The organism is Ihubacter massiliensis, assembly GCF_024125305.1.
GTDB lineage: Bacteria > Bacillota > Clostridia > Peptostreptococcales > Anaerovoracaceae > Hominibacterium > Hominibacterium faecale.
The window spans coordinates 1,001,315-1,021,677 of the sequence record NZ_JAMXVH010000001.1 but is presented as its reverse complement, the minus strand read 5'-3'; the positions used below and the strand labels follow the sequence as shown (position 1 = coordinate 1,021,677).

Below are 20,363 nucleotides of genomic sequence, written 5' to 3'. Positions count from 1 at the left end.
TGACCAAGTGAACAAGTATGAATTGATCAAGCTCTTGAGAAAAAACTACAATTCCCAGGAACATTTTGTGAGACTGACATTTGACACACATTGGACGTTGTACAGGATGCTCAACAGGCTTGGTGTGGGGGAGATACTCTTTTACCCTGAGAAAAACGGGGAAGGCTTTCTGGATGCTCTGGAATATATAGAGGGTGATTTTGAACCGGAAATGGCTGTTTTGGGTACTGCTGAGATTCACGATATTCCTTTCAAGCTGAAGATCAAAATAGAAGATATAGAGAAAGGGAGTTTGGCCTTTTATTTGTCCTATGAAGGAGAGCCGATCCCGTTTCCTGCCTTTGCCGAAAGTTTTGTAAGCTTGCGGATTGCAGACGAGGGGTACTTGGAATACACGGAAGACTCCATGCTGAAGGATGCAGCCATCAAAAAAATGGATTTGCAGGTGGATGAACACAACTTGAATGTCCATGGCAGCACCTATATCTGGAATGCTATTTTTGATCTCAGCGCTTGCGAAGAACTGTGGTCTGAAGTAAAAAAATTTATGTCCAAGATAGAGCCTCCCGCCGAGTGGCTTATGGAGGGCGCGTTTTATTATTCCAGCAAAGATGATCCACTGTGTCGGTTGGATGTGACTGCAAAAAGCGTTCCTTTCCCCGGGGAGTGTTTTGTCATGGCTACGGAAAACGGGGTATTTGTCCCGGATCGGTATTATCTGCGGATCAATACCCATATCGTTGATGATAGTAATTTCGATAATTATGCTGAGAAAATTCAAAAAACAGCTTATGTCACAGAAGTCTGTTTTGGATTTGTTTTTCTGCTCCCCAATGGAAAATCATCAGAGGAAGTGCCTTATGGGGCGGAGTGCTCTTTTATGCGGGAAAGCCCGAAGGAGCTTTGCCTTCTGAGTATGTGCTGCGAACATGTGCCATACCGTATGCTCTACCGTGCGGATGATGCATTTTTGTGCCATATTCTCGGTCTTATGCCGGGCAGGTTTATCAAGGATGTAGAAGAATGGGTTGAGTATTGGTACCTGAGTTTTGGTAATCGTATTGATGAAATCAAAGACATGGCCATGTCCCTTTACTGTTTATTGAATGAAGATACTGGGTGCTATGAGCTGGAAATGATTTATTTCAGGATCAATTATGTGGTAAAGCCAAGATTCAAAAAAACCATGCCATTTGAACTGTCAGAATATGAGACAGAGATAGAAGGCTGTTTGACGGAGGCGGATCTTCAGGTATTTCATCCGCAAAACATCAATTTCGATCTTGGAATTTATCAGGATCTGAAAGACCCGGAAGAACCCGAGGATGAAACAGATCTAAAAGAAGGAACAGAGGGAATGGTTCTGTTTTCCCATGTAGTAGCAAGCCCGCCTAAGCTTTCCCTACCCGGGCTTATCCTGCAAATCGACCTGGAAAGCCAATTCTTCCGTATGGAAGTGGCGCCTCCCATCGGGACCTCCATTACTGCGCCGGACAGCGACGCGGCCGACTGGAATCCCGGTTTTGCCATGCTGCCTGGGAGCGGGGACATCAAGGTCATATATTTCTTAGGGGAAGGAAGCCTTCAAGATCAGGAGATGCAAATCATTTTGAACCTGGACACTTCGGCGGCGCTGAAATTCAATGCGGGAAAACTGACCTTCACCGTAGAGGAAATCGGCGGCTATCTCAATTACTCTCCCCAGAATACGGGAATCGGCCTGCATGGAGTCCTGCGATTTACTCTGGATTCCAGCTTTGACCTGGCCCTTATGGCTTCTTATGAGAAAACGGAAGATACAGAAAAAGGCATTTGGACCTTTGAGGCGGCTTTGCGGGAAGGAAACATTCCTCTTGCTGAAATCATCAACAGTATCACCGGATGGAGCCTTTCTCTGGAACTGGATGTAGACCGGCTGGATATTCGCTGCTGCACCGACGGGAGCTACCTCTTTGACTGCAGCATTACAGCGGGCTTTCCCATCTTTGGTTCCAAGCTGACTATTTCCGTGCGGGGACGAATTGCGAAAGCCGCCCAGGCGGAAAATCCCGATATTCTCCTTGAGGGCCAGCTTTTGATCCAGTATTTCCGCTTCCAGGCAAAAATCCATCTGCTGGAAGACGGGTCAAAAAAGTATTTCTTTTCCGTGCTCTTTGACAGCCTGGAACTGGAGGCCTTCTATGAGACGAACCACGCCTACGAGAGGGCCAGGCTTTCTGCGGAAGAGGAAGGCGGCGTTCTGACAATTCTGTTAAAAAATTTCACCATCGGAGGAATCCTGCGGGCCTTGATGCGGGTTTTGCGGCCCAATGTGAATTTTAAGCTGCAAAAGCCGTGGGATCTTTTAAACCGCATCGGCTTTCCGGAAATCCACATTCTTTTCGATACGGCGACCAGAGATATTTCCGTGACCCTGCCGATGGATATCGATCTGTTGATTCTGCAGATTCAGGAGGTGGGATTTACCTACGTTAAGCGGGAGGGCGACAAGGAAGCCAAATTCCATATTCTTGTTAAATATGATTCGATTCTTCCCATTGAGGCCAGCGGCGGCCGAATGCTGGATAGCGGCGGGGCTTATTATCTTTGGGATGCTTTTCACGATTCCGCTCCCGGCCCGGTATCGGCTCAGGAGAAAAAGAAGTTTGAGCTGAAATATTTTGGCCTTGGCAGGCACATCGATCTGGGGCTGCAGGGCGCGGCGGATCAGAGCCTCTTTGCCCTTCTGGATATATGCCGGGAGCATGTGAAGGAAACGGCTGAGCTGCCGACTAAGATTTACGACGACTCCTACGGCTGGTTTGTGGGAGCCAGGTTTACGGTGCTGGAGTTTTTGGAAGCAGGAATTCTGTTTTATGATCCGGTGCTGTACGGAATCCAGGCAAAGGTGCTGAATAACGATCTGGTACCGCTTAAAGGGCTGGATCTGACCATTTATTACCGCAAGGTGACTGAGGACATCGGTGTGTTTTATGCCAATGTTACCCTTCCCGACTGCATTCGCAACATGGATTTTGGAGCCTTATCGGTTACCCTCCCCAGCATCGAGGTCTGGGTTTACACCAACGGAAATTTCAAGATCAATTTCGGTTTCCCGGAAAACGACGATTTTTCCCTTTCTTTTGCCCTGTCCTACGGGATTTTTTATGGCAGGGGAGGCTTCTACTTTGGTTATTTGAACGGGGATACGTCCGCCAACGCGCCGGATACTAAAAAAGGCTATTTTGATCCGGTCATTGAACTGGGCATTGGCATCACCGTCGGTGTGGGAAAGCGGCTGTCCCTTGGGATTCTAAAGCTTTCCGCCTCTCTGGAGCTCTCCGGGATCTTTGAAGGCGTCTTTGCCCGCTTTGTGTCGGCGGACGGAAAGGTGACGGCCACTTATTATCGGTGCCGGGGTACCGTGATTATTGCCGGAGAAATTGCCGGTGAAATCGATTTTTTCATCATCAAAGCCGGATTCAGGCTCTACGCCAGGGTTGCGGTCACGGCGCTTTTGGAGTCGGGGAAGGCGACCGAGGTGGCGCTGGAGGCATCCTTTGAGGTGAGCGCTTATATCAAAATCTGGATTTTTAAAATCTCCTTCGAGTTTTCTTATACATACCGGGATACCTTTGTGCTGGGAAGCCCTTCGCCGGTTCCCTGGCAGGAAGAATTTCTGCTATTGGATGAAGAGGCGCTTTCCTACGACTGGACACCGGGGCAGATACTGCCGGAGATCTGCGACCTGGAAGTGTGGCTGCTCCCCTATTTTACAAAGGACGAGCGGCGGGCTGTCTGGAGCCGCATGGCGTCGCAGGAGGAGGCGATGCTCCTTCAAGGAGCGGGAAGCAATGGGGAAAAACATCGGATTGCCATACTGGCATCCTATGAGCGCGGCTCCATCACCGATCTTTTGGACCTTCTCTGCGGTTTTGCGCTGGGAGCACAGAAGCGGCCGCAGATGGACTCCATCAGCCAGGGACAGTTAAAGGAGCTGCTCTCCGTCCTTGAGGCTGGGTGCTCTGGTTTTGCAGCGGAAAATCTGTGTGAGCTTTTGCGGCTCAATCTCCGCTTTTTGTTTGAAAAAGCGGCATTTTCTGTGACCGACAGCCGTAAAGCCGCAATGGAGGAGGCTTGCGGCGGGGAGGCCGATCATGTTCCGATGCCGCTGCCGCCGATCCTGACACTGATCTGGGAAACCCTTGAGGAGGACCAAAGCTACAGCAGCCTTTCCTTTGATTTGAGCCGGCAGGAATACGCGGCAGGGCTGTTTTGTGAATACTTTCTGCTGATCACCAAAACCGGACTGCAGAGGGGCTTATCCTGGATGCAGGAGCAGGGCAGGGAGGAAGTGCTTTGCAGTGAACTGACAGATGGGATACGGGGACAGGCAGATGCTGTATCCGGCATGGTTTCCCGCTTTCTTTTGAGCGGCCCAAGGCCGGAGGGGATGCCCCTTTATGAAGCAGCCTTTCAGCAATTCACCGGCCTTGTTCCTGCGGGCAGGGCGGCGGAATGTATTGTTCACAGGCTCCATGTGCAGCAGTCTGTGGGCGGGCCGCTTCTCAATGCGGCTTACAGTGAAGATTTGACCATTGAGATCGCGGAGGCGGATTTGAAGTATCCGCAAAACCCGCTGAACATCCAATTTCAGAAGGAGCCGTCGCTGCTGCCGTTTTATTCTAAGGAGCATTGCCCCATCCTGCTCCACGACCGGCAGGATGTTTATCAGGAGGATAAGCCGGTTTTCTCCCTGTGGAGAGCACCCGTCGATCTCAGCCGGCTGGCCCATCTGGATATCCGTGTGGGCGGCGAGGCTGAATCCTGCGATTTCAAGAAGGAGGATTCCCTGTCCTACTGCCGCTGTTTTTTACTTCGCCTGGAGATTCGCAAGGCCAGGGATACGGATATGGTTTATTCCATTGTATCGGTGGATGAAGAGTCCAGGGCGCAGCTGCAAGCTTTGGCAAAGGGAACCGCCGCGCTGCAAAAGACTCGTCTGCTGTTTTCCCGGGAACTGAAAAATACCTCAGAAACAAGGCCGGCCGGGGCTTACTCTATGGACGAGGACGATCAGTCGGATCTGGTTCTGATCCGCCGGAATTTGTCGGAAATTACCACTGCACCGGTGGCGCTAGATCGTAACGGGACAGAGGATCATAACTGCGTTTCCTTTGATAACTTGCAGGAGGCCTTGAAGCTTTTAAACCACATGGCGCTCATCGGAGGAGAGGGGCACTATATTGGAATCGGAAAAAAGCCGCTGCCTACGGAGTTATTTGAGGATAACGGCCATGCGGTCATCAACCTCTTGATTGAAACGGAAGATGCGCCGGACGCCCCTGTCATATGCCTCGGGGCCGGTACAGTGGGATCGGATGAAGTTCCCATCATTGATAACCAAGAGCTGCCAATGAAGTCTCTTCAGCGAGTAAAACCCGATGAGTACGGTTTCTCCTTTACCTTAAAGCAGATGGACACGGTCTATGGACAGTTTGTTTACCGGCTGGACGGAGAGGATTCTCCGCCCATTACGCCGCAGGAAACAGAAGGGCTTGCAGAGGGAGAAAGCTATTATACGCATGTTTTCAGCCTTAAGCCAAATGGGGAGCCGCAAGCTTTACCTTTGGCAGAGTCGAACCCTTATACCAGGGTGCTCCCCACGGATTACGAACCGGACGCTCCGGCTTCGATCCAAAAAGCGGAGCTGAGCTTCGGTTTTCGGGATATTGCCGGGAACCGGACGGCGGCCGGGGACGATTACCGCATGAAAGAGCCTTTTGCCATTCTCTATCATGACCGGCTATTTGCTCTGACTGAGTTGCCGTCGACTCAGGCTTCCTATTGTTTTAAAGACGCGGCGGAGCATCGTGCTTTGCAGGTAGAACTCTGTCTGCGCTGCGCCGCAGAGCCGGAGCCGCAAACCGTGCAGGGAATCTTAGAGCAGACGGCCCGGGCCTATTATCAATACAGCTGCGCGGACACGGCCTTTTCTTTGCGGCTTTCTTTTGGAGAATATGAGGCGGCATCCCAGACCTTTACCAAAGCGCAGAAGGAGGCGGTGACCGGTTATTTGCTGCAGCTATACCAATATTTGAAGGAAGGGCAAAAAGAACTGCGCCCCATGGACGTGAAGCTGGCCTTTTCCTTTGTATGCCCGGTGCCGGAATCGCCGCAATCGCTGCTTTGTCTGCCTGTGGCGGTCACGGCTTCGGTGAAGCGGGATCAACGTTACGCAGCGGCAGGACTTGCGGAGGCATGGGAAATACCTTGTAAAATCCAGCCGGATAAAAACCTGGAAGCTTCCTGCGCTGCCTTTGAGGCCAGCGTTCCCGGGGGAAAGCTGATGCTGGGCGAGGGGCTTTATGGGGCGTTCTTCCCCAAGCATACCCTCTGTGCTGCACCGGGGAATCTGCGAAGTTTGTTTTACAGTATTCCGCCTCTCAGTGTGCATTTGATGAGCAGAAGCGACATGGAGCTTACGACGGTAGCCCAGCGGTTGTCAGGATTGGAAAGCGGGGAAACGGTCAGCTATTACCAGATTGATTTGGATCTGTGGGCGGCTCGTTTTCTGGGATTCTTTGAGCGGCTGCTGGCTCCCCAGGCGCTGAGCTGTTTGTTTGCCGAAGATGTGACCGAGCAGGTTGACGAGCTGTTGGAAGTGAAACGGCAGCTGGCGCAGACCATCGCACGCCGTACGGAAAGCCTGTTTGCAGGCGGGGATTCCGAGGCAAACCAGGCTGCTTCTGAGGCTTTAAGAGATTATCTGGAAAAGGATTTGGGGCGTGGCTATGGGGCGTCGGGCTGTGCGGCCTATCCGGTTTCCCAGTCTTTGGGGCAGCGCTATGCTCTGGACGGAAGCCTTAAAAACGCCCATGGCGTTTTGGGCTGTAAATTTACGGATTGCAGCTATGGGACTTTTGTAGCGGATCCTGCGGATCCCGCTGCTGCGGACTCCATTTCCATGGAACAGGCCGCCTATGTTTTCACTCATCTGGAGGACCGGGAGGAGCAGACCTGGTATCGTTTTCTCCAGCCCTTTGAACAATTTGGGGAATACGTGCAGGTGGACCTGAGCCGCTATGAGGATGCAAGGCCGGTCGTGCTGCCTGTGCCTTTAAGGCGTTATCCCAGCGCGCCGCGCCTTCTCGGTCAGCAGGCGGCCGCCTCGGGATGCGATTATAAAAATCCGGCTTGGCAATATGAGCTGGCAACGGAATGCGCCTTATCATCCCAGGACCGTCTCCATGTCTTGACTCATACAGAGGCAGAAGAGATGAAAGCTGGGAATTCCGGCTCTGACCTTTACTCCGCTTTGGCGCAGTTTATCTTCAATGAAGATGAGTACGAGGAGCTGCTTTTTGGAGAAGCCCGGGAATATCCGCTGACAGATGTACTGGAGGATTTTCGAAAGCAGTCGCTCGTTATTTGCAGCTGCTGGGGAAAGACGTTCATGGGGAAAAGTATTGAGTCTGGGATGGTGCTGGCCGCTGAGTATGAGGAAGGGCTTTTGCGCCGGATCCGGATCACGGAGCACCATATCCCGCAGGGGATCCCGCTTCCCACGCTGGTAATAACGGACCGTGAACAGCAAAGCTGCGTCTGTGAGGTGGATCCGGACACCATGACGTATTCCATCAAGAAAGATAGCGTGCGGATCGGGCCTGCAGATGTATTCCGGCTTCAGGTTCAGTTCCGGCAGATTCCTTTGAGAATGTGGCAGGCGATAAGCTGCGGTCTTTATTTGAAGCGAAATGAGGTGTTTTCCGCCATGGCTGGGGAAACGGAACCGCTTGCGGTGCGGCCGGACTTTATTTATGAGACTGCGCCTATGGGCTTTTCCGAGCTGCTGCATCCGGCTTTGCGCTTTTCGGAACGGATTGCGGTAGGAAGCTGGTCGGTGGAGCGGGCGCTGGCCTTTGTGGGCGAAACGGTTGGATATGCAGACGGGCTCCGCACGGAACTGCTCTTGAGCTTGGGACAGAGGGCAGGCGGAGCGGATGGTCCTCTTCTTTTCCGTCCGTTAGCCAGACGGATTCCCCATGTACTGACGCCGGATACGGCCGAAGCCTTTTTCCGCCATGGGGAGAAAAGCTGGCAGGATAAAGGGATCGCAGGAAAGGGCCTTTGCCATGTAAAGCTGACGCTGCGCCAATACCCGGCGGTCGAAGAAGAGAAAGCTGCCGGCGCAGTGCTGATGGAAATCGACGATATTGTATTTGATTTGTAGTTTTATGAGGCAGGAGGTGAGAGGCAGCAACTGTGTAGTATTGGCTGTGGCGGGTTGAAATTAGTCGAATGGGCATTTTTATTATAAAAATTTTGATAATTAAGTTTTTGTATCAAATTTCAAGGGTTGCAGGCAACGTTTTGCAGTTGTAAGTGGATATTGGGGAAAGGAATGGAAAAGCGCTGGATTAAGGCCGCCAATCCTGATAAAAAGATACAAAAAAAGTTACTTTTGATTTTTTTGTATCCATTCTCCCAATTCTTCTTTTTTGAGACTTGCCCGCTGCTGAATATAGCCGGATGTTGTATCAATAATGTGTACTTTTATGAAAGGAGAGTATGAGCTTATGACATTAACACTATTAAAACAGACAGAGGTCTTTTATGGGACTGAAAAACGAAAGGTCAGCTTGGTCAGCGGTGATCTGTCTGCGCTGACGGCGGAAGATCAGGTGGATTATTTGGGCGTGTCGGCCTTTCCCAATGATTATTCGCCTACAGGAGGATCGCTGATTCAGGCGCTTTTTAAAAAGGGGATTTCCGTTGCTGATCTGGCGAAGGACAAGCTGGCGGATTATCGCACGGACTTTCCCTGCTGGGTGAGCAAAGATGTTTCCGGAGCGGCTTTTCGGCGGATTGCTGTGTACGAACCTGCTGGTGTGGCCAGCGCCTATGACATGGTAAGCACGTTGTTTTCCGCTGTTCAAAAGGCACAGGGCAGCGATAAAACGCCCATATGCGTTGCACTGCCGCTGGTTTGCACAGGCTGCGCCGGTGCAGATGAAATGGAGGTTATGGATATGCTGTTTTACGCAGCTTACCACTGGTGCGGCGTGGCTTTTCCGTTTTCCGAGATTAAGATCACGTTGTATCACAATAAGGCATCTGTAGACAGCCTGAAGGCTCGCTTCGACCAATTGAGCGCTGCCTACGGTGACTTGGAACATCTGGATTTACCGGACAGCTACAGTTATTATGCCGCCCAGGCGGCCAGCACCATCGGTAAAAAAGAACTTCCGCCAGGACTGACGTATCGAGAGGCTTTTGCCATCTGTGTGTATTCGAGCAATTATTTCAGGACCATCAATGGAACTCTCAGGGAAAAGGAGAAGTACCATGACGTCTATAAGAAAATGCTGCCGCTTATTGAAGCGATCGATACCGGCCTTATGAATATGGCCGTCTTTGCGGGGAAAGTCTACCGAGGTGAAAAGACCATGACGCCGGAACGGGAGAAAGAGAACGAAAAGGGTAATAAGGTAGTAAACGCAGCATACACCAGCACCAGCTATTCGCCCGGCGGGTTTTACTATGGCGCGCCCTACCGTTTTCAATTCCAATCGCTCTTTGGTGTTGTCATTGAGAAGCTGTCCATTTACCCCAATGAGCAGGAGGTGCTCTTTGCGGATCGTATGCAGTATCTTGTGAAGGATGTGACAAAAGAGAGCAATTATCGTTTATACACTGCGGATGAAGTTGAGCAGGCGTTAAGGAGGTAACAATATGGATATTCTTGAATTTGATAGAACGAGGAAAGAGGAGCTGCTGGCTTATCTGGCTCCGCTGCAAATGAATCTGCATACAGAAGACATGCAGGACATATATGAAAATACGATTTACCGCAGCTTTTTGACGGCGCTGGATGTAACCGGCTTTGTGGCTGAGTTCGATTATGGGAGCTGGATAGCGGATTTAAAGGACATCACCGATCCGGCCCTTTTGGATCAGGCCGACTTGGAGTTTCTGCGCAAGATCGTGACTGCTCATGTTCGCTTTGATCGGTTCTTGGGCGGGCATTTGGAAGAATTGTTTGCCAGCGGATATTTTGTGCGGGTTTTGGAGAGGCTGGAAGTGCTGTAAAGCTGGCTAGATTGATGGATGATTGCCGCCGGTTCTCGATAGGGCCGGCGGGGTAAATTTCTTTTTGTATTGTGGTGTGTGCTGTATATGGCTGACGGAGAAGAGATTCCCTAATAGCGGAATATAAAGTTTTTAGCTAAAATGGTTAAAAAATGAATCAACTTGCAACGATATCTTAACAAAAATAGGAAGTTATGTTATTATTTATAAAAATAGGACGGAGCTGTTAAAAGGTGTAACTAGAATGGGGAAATACCCCGGTCATATGTTGGTGATAAAAATGGACAAGCAGATGTTTGCTTCGATGATCGTAAAATACTGGTACTTGGTGGAATTCCTGGGACAGCCCAATTTCCCGGCACAGAGCAAAAAAGGCAGGAAATTATGCCAAGAAGCGGCTGATGGTAATATTAGTTATAAACAGCTTACGGTGTATCATACACTTCCAGGCAAGGTATTGCGTCTCCAAAAAAGAACAGAGAACTTGCCTTCTGATCCGGGTGCGGCACTCAAACAGGATATGAGAACCTATTATTCTTATGGAGTCATTTCGGATGAAATAAATCTTTGCTTGGGAAAAATGGAACGATATGTATTGGCTGAACGACTTAAGCAAGCTTTTCGACCAGATTTAGAGCTGCCAGAGAAAAATCATAGTCCAGTATGTTTAATTGGTATGAAGTGTGATAAACAGGGCCGCTATATTCCCGGAAGCATCAATATATCCCCTTTGGCTTGGGGAGTTAATCAGTTACTTGCTCATGCTGATGAATTGACAGAAGAGAATATTGCGGATTTTCTATCTATTGATATGTACCAACTCAATATGAACCAGTGGGATAATCAACTGGTGGAACTGGAGGATGAAGCGAAAGTCGGAAAAATCCTTACCTCATCACTACTTACATCCATTACGAAATCAATAGAAAGAAAATATTTGTCTTATGTTATTCAACCGGGACAGGAGATGAACTGGGAAGGCGTATTGATTTATCGCCGCTATCGTACAGAAGAAATTAAGGCACAGGATGCAGATGTATTCCACTACAGTGATCTGTACAACAGCTTTTTTGCAAATGACTTAAACATGGTTGAACAGGCAATCAGTTATGGAAAGATGGACCAAAATCCACTTGGTAATGCGATATTTGATTACATAACAGGAGTTTATGCGGAAGAAAATCCGAATTTGCACTGGATGAACCTGCAGGAGCGTATTGATGTACAGAGAACTTGGGAGAAAGGGAAGAAACAAGAGCAAGCCGACTTCTTCCATCATCACTTAGATATAGATAAAGCGCCCCTGGGAAAATGGCCTTCAAGATTTATGCCATGCCTGATGCAGCAATTAGCAATTAATTTAAGTTGGAAGCCTTCTTCAGAAAATCTGCCGATTTTTTCAGTTAATGGACCTCCCGGAACAGGAAAAACCACCCTGCTTAAAGAGATCATAGCCGGTAATGTGGTAGAACGGGCTTGCATGCTTGCAAAGTATGAAGACCCGGACGAAGCATTTGTTCAAAAATGTTTTCAGGATGGTGACAAACCACATTGTGGTTATTCAAAATTTTACTGGGGATATTATGATTTTAATGATGAACAGCTAAAAGATTACGGAATGTTAGTCGCATCCAGCAACAATGCGGCTGTGGAGAATATCACAAAAGAGTTACCTGATAGGAACTGCGTTGCTAAAAGGGATACAGCCTGAGAAAGAGGAAGGTTCGATTCGTGGGGGTCTTTTAGAGGTGCAGAATTTATTCCGGACCGATGAATCGACACCTGTTACCTATACAATTTGGAACGAAAGTCAGGATCGGTATGAGCCCAGAGAGTATCCGGATCTCTATTTTACGAAACTGGCTAATGATCTGGCAAAAAGAAAAGATGGAGAATGGGATCGTTGGGGGCTGATTTCCGCACCATTTGGAAAGTCCAGCAATTTAGGAGAGTACATGCGTGCTGTTTTGAAGCCCTATATCAAAAGCTTTGGCTCAAATGATTGTATTCAGCAGGGAAAGCTTGATTATTCTGATGCTGTGCATCGATTTAAAAAACAATATAAAAAAGTAGAGCTCATGAAACAAGCGCTCCAGCGAATTAGTAGTGCCAGAAAAATTTTTATGCAGAAGAAGGAATTCTTGCAAAATCGGAAAGAAAAATTAAGAGTGCTGCAGGAGCAGCAAGAGCAATCAGCAGAGCGGTTATTAAAGGAAATACAAGAGTTTGCCAAGCAGTCAAAAGAGGCAAAAGAACTCCTGAAGAACTACCGAACAAAATATACTGATTTACAGACTCAGAAGTCCCGACAGGATGAATACAAGGTGGAACTTGAAAAGCGGATTGAAAATATCCGTCAGCAAATTTTGGAGGCAGAGGGACGTCGCAGGATTTGGGATATCCTCTTGGAGTTGATTCACCGGCCTACTATGCTGTCCCGTATTATTCAAGAACAGTATCAAGCATTGGAGCTGGCAGAGCAGGAATTACAGATGGAGGAAATCAAGGAAAATCAACTGCGGCAGGAATTGAAGAATCAAAGGAACATGTGCAAAGCACAGGAACTCTCGATCTCCAAGATGGATGACAGAAAAAATAAACTCTCAAAAAAGAGGCAAACTTGTCTCAGAAGAGTAAAGCAGGTAGAGCTACAGACAGGGGCGTGTCAGAAGCAGATCGAAGAAGCTGATAATAACTATCAGGAGGTGATACGGAAGGCTTCTGAATGTCAGACTGAGCAAGGTATGATCGTTTTAAACGAAGATTTTTTCCATCTGTATGACAGTAAAAAAGAGGAAGAGTCTACTATTGTACAAGTAGCGAATCCATGGCATACTCCAGCTTACAACCGTGAACGGGAAAAGCTGTTTTATGAAGCCCTGCAACTTCATAAGGCATTTCTACTAGGATCAAAAGCTTGTCTGTGGAATTTTAAAAATTTGCTGTTGCTATGGAACGAACAAAGAGATGATGACAAAAAGACCGTGACCTTTTCACATCGGGAGCGGGAAGCGGCGTTCAGTTCTCTGCTGAATACGGTGTTTTTATTGACCCCGGTACTTTCCACTACTTTTGCGTCTGCGGGAAATATGCTGGCCTCTATTCGAGAACCGGGAGAAATCGGTTGCCTGATTATTGACGAAGCAGGACAGGCTTCTCCGCAGATGGCATTGGGCTCTCTGTACCGTTGTCGCCGTGCGATTGTAGTGGGTGATCCCAAACAGGTGGAACCAGTGGTGACTGATGAACTTGATTTAATCAAACAGATTATTCAGAATCGTTATACGGTGTATTATCAGTCAAAAACTCATTCAGTTCAAGAGTTTGCAGATCGACTCAACACGATTGGGACCATATATGCAGATGACGGATATGAAACTTGGGTAGGTTGTCCCTTGGTCGTGCATCGGCGATGTATCAGCCCTATGTTCGAGATATCCAATGCCCTGTCCTATAATAATATGATGAGACAGCAGACTACTTTGCCGAACCTGGAAAAAGAAGCTGGATTCTGCCGAGAGAGTTCAGGCTGGATTAATGTTAGTGGGAGTGAAAATAACTCAGCAGGTAAAGACCATTATGTGGACACGCAGGGGAGAAAAGCATGGGAATTTATTCGTAATGCTTTTCAAAAAAGCAAAGGTATTCCAAATCTTTTTGTCATTACACCCTTTACTACAGTACGGGAGGGCCTAAGAAAGATGATTTGCTCTCAACCGGAATATCAAAAAGATAAACGCTTTCAGGAATGGGCGGATCAATGTATTGGTACGGTTCATACCTTTCAGGGCAAAGAGGCAGATGAAGTTATTTTTCTGCTTGGATGCGATAAGAATGCTTTACCGGCGGTTCGATGGGTGAATGCTAATATTGTCAATGTGGCGGTTACTAGGGCGAAATATCGTCTGTATGTTATTGGAGATTATACAGTTTGGAGGCAATCCCCTCTTTTCCAAAAGGTGAAAGGAATTTTAGATAGCTTTGCCCTGCGTTCTTTACATAAAATAGCCGATAATACTGAGCTTTGCCAGGATGAGAAGCAGATAGAGCGGCTATTCAAGCAAATGCCGGGCCCTGATTCTTTAACAATAGACGGAGAACTGGAGGACAGCTTGGCAGCTCCGTTTTATAAGAAACTGGAAAGTATATGGAAAGACCAAGTCCTTACATCAGCGCAATTGAAGAAATTTGGCCTAACTTGGGCAGACCTGGATCAACTCTCTCCAATAATGAAAAAACGACTTAACAGTAGTATTTTATTACATGAAATGTTTGCTGCGTTGAGAAAACAATATCAAATAGAGGAATTGGATGCCTCTTGTGCAGGTATTTTATTCTGTAAAACTATGGAATCATTACTTAAAGAGGTGTTGTTAGGTAAACTAAAGGCTATGTTCCCGAATGAAGGAATATTCAAGAAAAAACTTGGAGATATAAAGGAAGAGAAGGCAACTACAGGAACTTTTACATATATCCTGAACAAGGAGCCCTGCCGACTCCAATTGGCTTCTCGCCATGTGCAGTTGCATAACCAGGTTTGTGATGCCAGGTGGTGGAAAATTTATGCTGATGATTTAGAGGCTTTTCGTAAACTGCGAAATATTTGCTGTCATTCACAGCCTTTGAATTGGAAAAAAGAGGAAGAGTTGATAGAGGTACTTTTTAAACGCCGGGAGTTTTTGAAAACTCTGGTAGGAAAAGTTTTATAGTGGAATACCAATATCAGAAAGGAAATGTACCAGCCGGAGAAATTCTTTTTGCCACAAACTGAGAAAATTTCAGTATTTTTGTTTCGGCAGGATGATCGGGTACGCTGTTGGCATGCCTTGTTAAAAATCCGAGCAGGGGAGAGAATCATAGTGAGAGCAGCGCAGCTAACCAGGCGCATGCTCTCACTCAATAAAGGCTGGCAAATCACAGCGCTTCTATTTCCTCAACACTCAAACCAGTGAATTCTGCAATTTCTTCCAGAGGTTTGTTCTTCTTCTTCATCTTAAGTGCCATCTCCTTTTGTGCTTCTTTTTTGCCTTCCTGTCTCTCCAGCATTTTTTCTTCATATTCGTTCATATACTTCACTCCAATCTCTTCACTGGATCGGATCGCTTCGATTTTTCTGTGCATCCTGCGGATTTTTTCATTGCCCGAAGCTTCTGCTGCCTGCTGTGACGTGCGCTCTAAATAGTTCAGCAGCGCGATCAGCTCGTCGCTGACACCGGTTTTGTCGGCTCCATGGGTATTGAGAAAGATCCTTGTGGCGCCGTCGTTCAGCTCCAGCCCCGGCACCTCCTCGCAGCCCATCCGGAACGTGTATCGGTACAGACCGCGTCCGAAGAGGTCGAAGGGCATGGCCATGATGACAAAAACATCGTTCAGCTTCCCATATAGTCGATTTCGCCCGGCTTGAGCAGCTTGCTGTCGATCAGCCCGTGGTAGAGCCGGCTGCGCTTGGGAAGGTTATAGGTATTACGCTGCTGCACCTCCGTATCATAGATGACATTCTCTTCGTCCATAGCCCAGACGTCCATGCGAATCTGTTTCGTCCAGAGGCTTTTACGCTCTTCCTTTTCGGTTTGGGGCAAATGCTTGAGAACCACGTCTTTACCGAGGATGATTTCCAGCATATCCTGCAAGGTCTCCGGGTCTTCGACTGCTTCTGCGAATAAAAAACGATCCAGTAAGTTCAAATCTTTTAATTCTTTTTTCTTCAATGTGTTTCCTCCTTTTAGTATACGATGAAAGCCTCGTGCTTGTAAGTTCTCTGGGATTTCTGGCATAAATTCTGCATGGCATCTTGTATATGTTCAGTGGTTGGATTGGTTTCCATTTTATTACATACATTAAAATATGTCAATGTTTTCCATAAAATAATTAGAATTGCCAGAGAGTGTTCATAAACAGCCTTTAACCAAAAAAATCGCCCTTGACAATTCGAACAATGAAATATAACATAAGTTATATAACGACTGTAATTTTGAAAGGATAAGGAAATGCCAAAACAGAAAATAACTAAGGAACTTATTATGAAAGCTGGATTTTCGCTGGTCAGGAAGAAAGGCTATGAGGCGGTAAATGCCCGGAGCGTCGCCAATGCGGCGGGCTGTTCTGTTCAGCCAATCTATAGCTGCTATGCCAACATGGAACAGCTGATGGAAGAGCTGTTTGACCATTGCCGCAGCTATCAGCTGGATTATGTTCGCAGCCATTTGGATGCGGCAAATTATTTCGGCTCATCAGGAAGGGCGCATATTTCCTTTGCACAGGAGGAACGGGAATTATTTAAATTCATTTTTTTATCCAAATATGTGAAGGGAACTGCAGTGGAAGATATTTACGCGCAATACGGTCTGCAAGAGGTAACAGATAGTATTGAAGCTACGCTGGGCCTCAGTAAGGATAAGGCAAAACGACTTTACCTGGATATGATGATCTACACCCATGGTATAGCGGCAATAGTGGCCGCAGGAGGGATGTGCTTATCGTTTGAGAATATCCATGAGAATGTCGATCGTGCGTACAATGCGTTTTTGACTCAGGCAAAGGAGAATGAGAGATGAGGCTTGTCATTTGCGACCTGCCCCAGGAGCAGGCAAAAAAATTGCTGGAAGGAAAAAAAGACATAGAACTGATTACTTGTGATGAACACGCCGGGACCTGCATCGGATGTTTTGGCTGCTGGCTTTTAACGCCGGGACGCTGTGTGATTCGAGACAGCTATGGAGACATGGGCGCCAAGCTGGCAGCGTGCAGCCAGTTACTCATTATCAGCCGGTGCAGTTACGGCGGATTCAGCCCCTCTATAAAAGCAATCCTGGACCGATCCATACCGTATCTTCACCCTGATTTTCGAATCAAAGAAGGGGAGATGCACCATAAGATGCGATACAAGAATTCGATTAAAATACAGGTTTGTTTTTATGGAGATGCAATAACAAAGCAAGAGAAGAAAACAGCCCATGGGCTGCTGCTGGCCAACAGCCTTAACCTGGGAGCTGAGCTGGAAAAGGTGGAGTTTTTTTCGTCTATGGAAGGAGTGGGGATCCAATGAAAATTGCGTTTATAAACGGCAGTCCAAAGAAAACAGGAAGCGCTTCTGCTATGCTTATTGAGGAAATGACCGCATGCCTTGAGGATATGGAAACAGTACAGTACCATGCGTATAACGGTGCATTTGCAATCCCGGAGGCGCTGAAGGAACAAGATGCCCTGGTTTTCGTATTCCCGCTGTATGTCGATGGGGTGCCTTCTCATCTGGTGCGTTTGCTGGAAAGGTTGGAAACCACTTTGCACGGAAAAAGCATTTCTGTATATGCAGTAGTAAACTGCGGTTTTTTTGAGGGTGAACAAAACCGATGGGCGCTGGAAATCATGCATAACTGGTGCGTAAAAGCGGGCTTGAGCTGGGGCCGCGGCCTTGGCATCGGCGGCGGCGGGATGCTTTCCATGCTGAAAGATGCTCCGCCGGATAAAGGCCCGAAAAAAACCATCAGCAGAGGGATCGACCAGCTGGTTCACAGCATCAGAGAAAACACCCATGGGCAAGAGTCCGCAGCCGATCTTTTGGTTTCACCAAATTTTCCTAGAAGATTATATATGCTGGCCGCACAGATGGGATGGCGGCGGCAGATTAAAAAGAACGGTCTGAAAGCCAAAGATTTGGGAAGAAAAGAAGGCTGTATACGCCTTACTTGATTCTCGATAGCGAGTTTATGACAGCGCTGGAAAAGCGGCTAAGAGCGGCGTGGATGTACGCATCACTATCCCCCCCCCGCCGTATACCCACCAGCAAGCCAGTGAGAGCAAAGAGGCCAGTTTGGGAGATTTGGGGCTCTTTGCGTAAAAAAGAAAAAAGATAGACGAAATTTACCCTGTTTTCAACGATTGAGCCATCTCAAATTGGCCATAAAGCAGGGATTCCCGCTTTTTGACAAGATCAGTCTCCGCAAACCCACAGATTTGCGAAAAAAATGAAAGTTCTTATAAAAATTTTCCGACTTCCGGCCCCGGAGGCCAGTTTCAAAACACTGTCACTGCTCGCTGCCTGACAGTATTTATGCTAGCACAAGGTTTTCATTGTATACCTTGCAATCCACGTCGCAGCAAGATTCAGTATTTTTACCCTGCGGCAACGCCGGATTCAATAGTAAAAATACTATACCATATTATAAACGTATCTCTTCAAATAACAACCTTCTGGCAATCGGCCGGACGTTATGGTAGAATGAGGCCAGAAAGAGTGGCGCTATCGTTGCAAAAGGAAATCCTGGACAGGGGGCTGGAAAGATGGATATAAGAACCACCATTCAAAACGTATTTCAAAGCCTGGAGAAAAACAATTTTGCCGTTTTAGGCTTTGCGGACGAACCCATGTGGGAAGCGCCCATTGTGGGTGTTTCCGCCGGAAATGACAGCTATTACGACTTTATAAAGGAACATATCGGTCCGTTTCACTGGAGCCCGTCGGAGGTTTTTGCTCTGAAATATGAGGACGTTCCCGCCGCAGACCGCCTGCGAGTGGTGTCCATGATCTTTCCCCAAACGGAAAAGACCAGGGCCATGCAGCAAAAAGCCAAGGTTTTCCCCTGCGACCGCTGGCTGGTCAGCAGAGGAGAATGGGAACCCCTGATGGAGGAGTTTTCCGGAAAACTGGTGGCAGAATTGGAAGCGCAGAGTTACCGATGTGTGTCCGTCGACCTGCAGCCGGAGTTCAGCCGTGAAACATCGCCCGATTTGGGGATCGCGTCCAAATGGTCCCACCGCCATGCGGCCTTCGCCGCGGGACTGGGAACCTTTGGGTTATCCGATGGTTTTATTTCGGAAAAAGGAAAGGCCATCCGAATTACGTCCATGGTCATTGAAGCAGATCTGGAGCCTACGGACCGGAAGGGCAGGGGCCCTTACGATTGGTGCCTCTATGCCTTCAACGGCAGCTGCGGCGCATGCATCAAGCGGTGTCCGGTTCATGCCATTGATGAAAAGGGGCATGATAAAGCAGCCTGCTCTGCCTACGAAGATGAGGCTTGTGATGCCTACTGGCCAGCGCATATTGAGCGCGGAACCTATATCTTTGGCTGCGGGCTCTGTCAGAGCAGCGTACCGTGCCAAAACCGGCGTCCGGTCCCGGATGATGCCGAAACGGCGCCAACCAAAGAACAGGAGGAATGAACCATGATTGAAAAACTTACAAAGCGGCGCAGCATCCGCAAATATACGGACGAGCCAATTGCTGATGAAAAGCTGAACACCATTCTCAAAGCCGGACTGCTTTCCCCGACCTCAAAGAATCTCCACCCTTGGGAATTCTTGGTGGTCCAGGATAAGGAAGCGCTGAACAAGCTGGCCGACAGCCGCCAGATGGGCGCCGATATGCTCAAAGGGGCTGCGGCGGCGATCATCGTCATGGCTGACACCACAGTCAATGACGTTTGGGTGGAGGACTGCTCCATCGCTATGAGCAATATGCATCTGACCGCAGCCGACCAGGGCGTGGGCAGCTGCTGGATCCAGGTCCGCTGTCGGCAGAGCAGAACCCCAGGCGTGACCACGGACAAATTCATCAAAGAGCTCTTTGGAATCGAAGAAAAATATGCGGTAGAAGCGATGCTTTCTTTAGGTATGCCGGAAAAGGAGCGCAGACCGATGACTCTGGATGAAAAGCTATGGGATAAGGTTCATTACGAGAAGTTTTAGCGATGTGCAGAAAAACGGAAATAGATCGGGAGGCTGCTGTGAAAGGGCTGGATATAGCTAAAAAGGTGGAAATGTTAAAAGCCGCCTTTGAATATAGGAAGTATCAGGGAGGTAGTTGAAATGAAGAAAATTTTAGTAAGTGAATGTCTTTACGGAGGAAAAATCGTAAGATACGATGGCGGAGACACGACAGAAACGGATCCTCGATTTTTGAAATGGAAAGAAGAAGGACGGCTGATTCCGGTCTGCCCTGAAGTCTTTGGCGGTTTGCCAACGCCAAGGCCCGATTCACAGAGAGTGGGAGATAAAGTAATGGCTCAGACCGGGGAAGATGTGACAAAAGAGTATACGCTGGGGGCTGAGGAAGCGCTGCGATTGGCTAAGGAACACCAAGTCGTTTTCGCGATCATGAAACAGGATAGCCCTTCTTGCGGGAGCAAATTTGTTTATGACGGAACCTTCACGGATACGAAGAAGGAAGGACAGGGACTAGCGGTTGAATATCTGAGAAATGCAGGCTTCACAGTTTTCGCAGAAGAAGATCTTGATGAGGCGGAGAAACTGCTGTTGAAATTGGAGGCAGAAGCATAAGGAGGATTTTCTAC

General features: G+C 48.1%; 13 protein-coding genes. 11 read left to right on the top strand and 2 right to left on the bottom strand.

All coding sequences use genetic code 11. The features are described from left to right. Positions 1-7 precede the first annotated feature (7 nt). From NIA71_RS04630 to NIA71_RS04610, 5 genes are all read left to right on the top strand, one after another. Positions 8-8,212, top strand: coding sequence for a hypothetical protein (locus NIA71_RS04630; protein ID WP_253019799.1), 8,205 nt, complete (start codon positions 8-10; stop codon positions 8,210-8,212). 346 nt (positions 8,213-8,558) lie between these two features. Beyond that, a complete protein-coding gene (locus NIA71_RS04625) occupies positions 8,559-9,710 on the top strand; it encodes an ADP-ribosyltransferase domain-containing protein (protein ID WP_253019798.1) in 1,152 nt (383 codons plus the stop codon). Positions 9,711-9,714: 4 nt separating this feature from the next. Further along, positions 9,715-10,071 (top strand): DUF6508 domain-containing protein, encoded by a 357-nt coding sequence (locus NIA71_RS04620; RefSeq protein ID WP_148395840.1) that lies wholly within the window; start codon positions 9,715-9,717, stop codon positions 10,069-10,071. A gap of 280 nt (positions 10,072-10,351) precedes the next feature. Next, positions 10,352-11,782: a hypothetical protein gene (locus tag NIA71_RS04615; protein ID WP_253019797.1), complete on the top strand. Its 1,431-nt coding sequence runs from the start codon at positions 10,352-10,354 to the stop codon at positions 11,780-11,782. Further along, positions 11,760-14,780 (top strand): DEAD/DEAH box helicase, encoded by a 3,021-nt coding sequence (locus NIA71_RS04610; protein ID WP_253019796.1) that lies wholly within the window; start codon positions 11,760-11,762, stop codon positions 14,778-14,780. The genes NIA71_RS04615 and NIA71_RS04610 overlap by 23 nt, the downstream gene beginning before the upstream one ends. Before the next feature lie 205 nt (positions 14,781-14,985). Here the strand turns inward: NIA71_RS04610 and NIA71_RS04605 are convergent, their stop codons facing one another. After that, entirely contained in the window at positions 14,986-15,423 is a 438-nt protein-coding gene (locus tag NIA71_RS04605; RefSeq protein ID WP_253019795.1) for an Rpn family recombination-promoting nuclease/putative transposase, read from the bottom strand. Positions 15,424-15,440: 17 nt separating this feature from the next. After that, a complete protein-coding gene (locus tag NIA71_RS04600) occupies positions 15,441-15,779 on the bottom strand; it encodes a PD-(D/E)XK nuclease family transposase (protein WP_253019794.1) in 339 nt (112 codons plus the stop codon). 312 nt (positions 15,780-16,091) lie between these two features. Between NIA71_RS04600 and NIA71_RS04595 the strand changes: the two genes are divergently transcribed. The 6 genes from NIA71_RS04595 (at position 16,092) to NIA71_RS04570 (ending at position 20,349) form a co-directional block, all read left to right on the top strand. Then, entirely contained in the window at positions 16,092-16,625 is a 534-nt protein-coding gene (locus tag NIA71_RS04595; RefSeq protein WP_253019793.1) for a TetR/AcrR family transcriptional regulator, read from the top strand. Beyond that, positions 16,622-17,116, top strand: a complete 495-nt coding sequence (locus tag NIA71_RS04590; protein ID WP_253019792.1) for a flavodoxin family protein — start codon at positions 16,622-16,624, stop codon at positions 17,114-17,116. The genes NIA71_RS04595 and NIA71_RS04590 overlap by 4 nt, the downstream gene beginning before the upstream one ends. Then, entirely contained in the window at positions 17,113-17,760 is a 648-nt protein-coding gene (locus NIA71_RS04585; RefSeq protein WP_253019791.1) for an NAD(P)H-dependent oxidoreductase, read from the top strand. Before NIA71_RS04590 ends, NIA71_RS04585 begins: the two co-directional genes overlap by 4 nt. Positions 17,761-18,351: 591 nt before the next feature. Further along, positions 18,352-19,233 carry a 4Fe-4S double cluster binding domain-containing protein gene (locus NIA71_RS04580; protein WP_253019790.1) on the top strand — a complete coding sequence of 294 codons (882 nt, stop codon included), beginning with the start codon at positions 18,352-18,354 and terminating at the stop codon, positions 19,231-19,233. Positions 19,234-19,236: 3 nt separating this feature from the next. Then, complete coding sequence (locus tag NIA71_RS04575; protein ID WP_253019789.1) at positions 19,237-19,758, top strand: nitroreductase family protein; 522 nt, start codon at positions 19,237-19,239, stop codon at positions 19,756-19,758. A 120-nt stretch (positions 19,759-19,878) separates the two neighbouring features. Further along, complete coding sequence (locus NIA71_RS04570; RefSeq protein ID WP_148395805.1) at positions 19,879-20,349, top strand: DUF523 domain-containing protein; 471 nt, start codon at positions 19,879-19,881, stop codon at positions 20,347-20,349. The last annotated feature ends 14 nt before the right edge of the window (positions 20,350-20,363 follow it).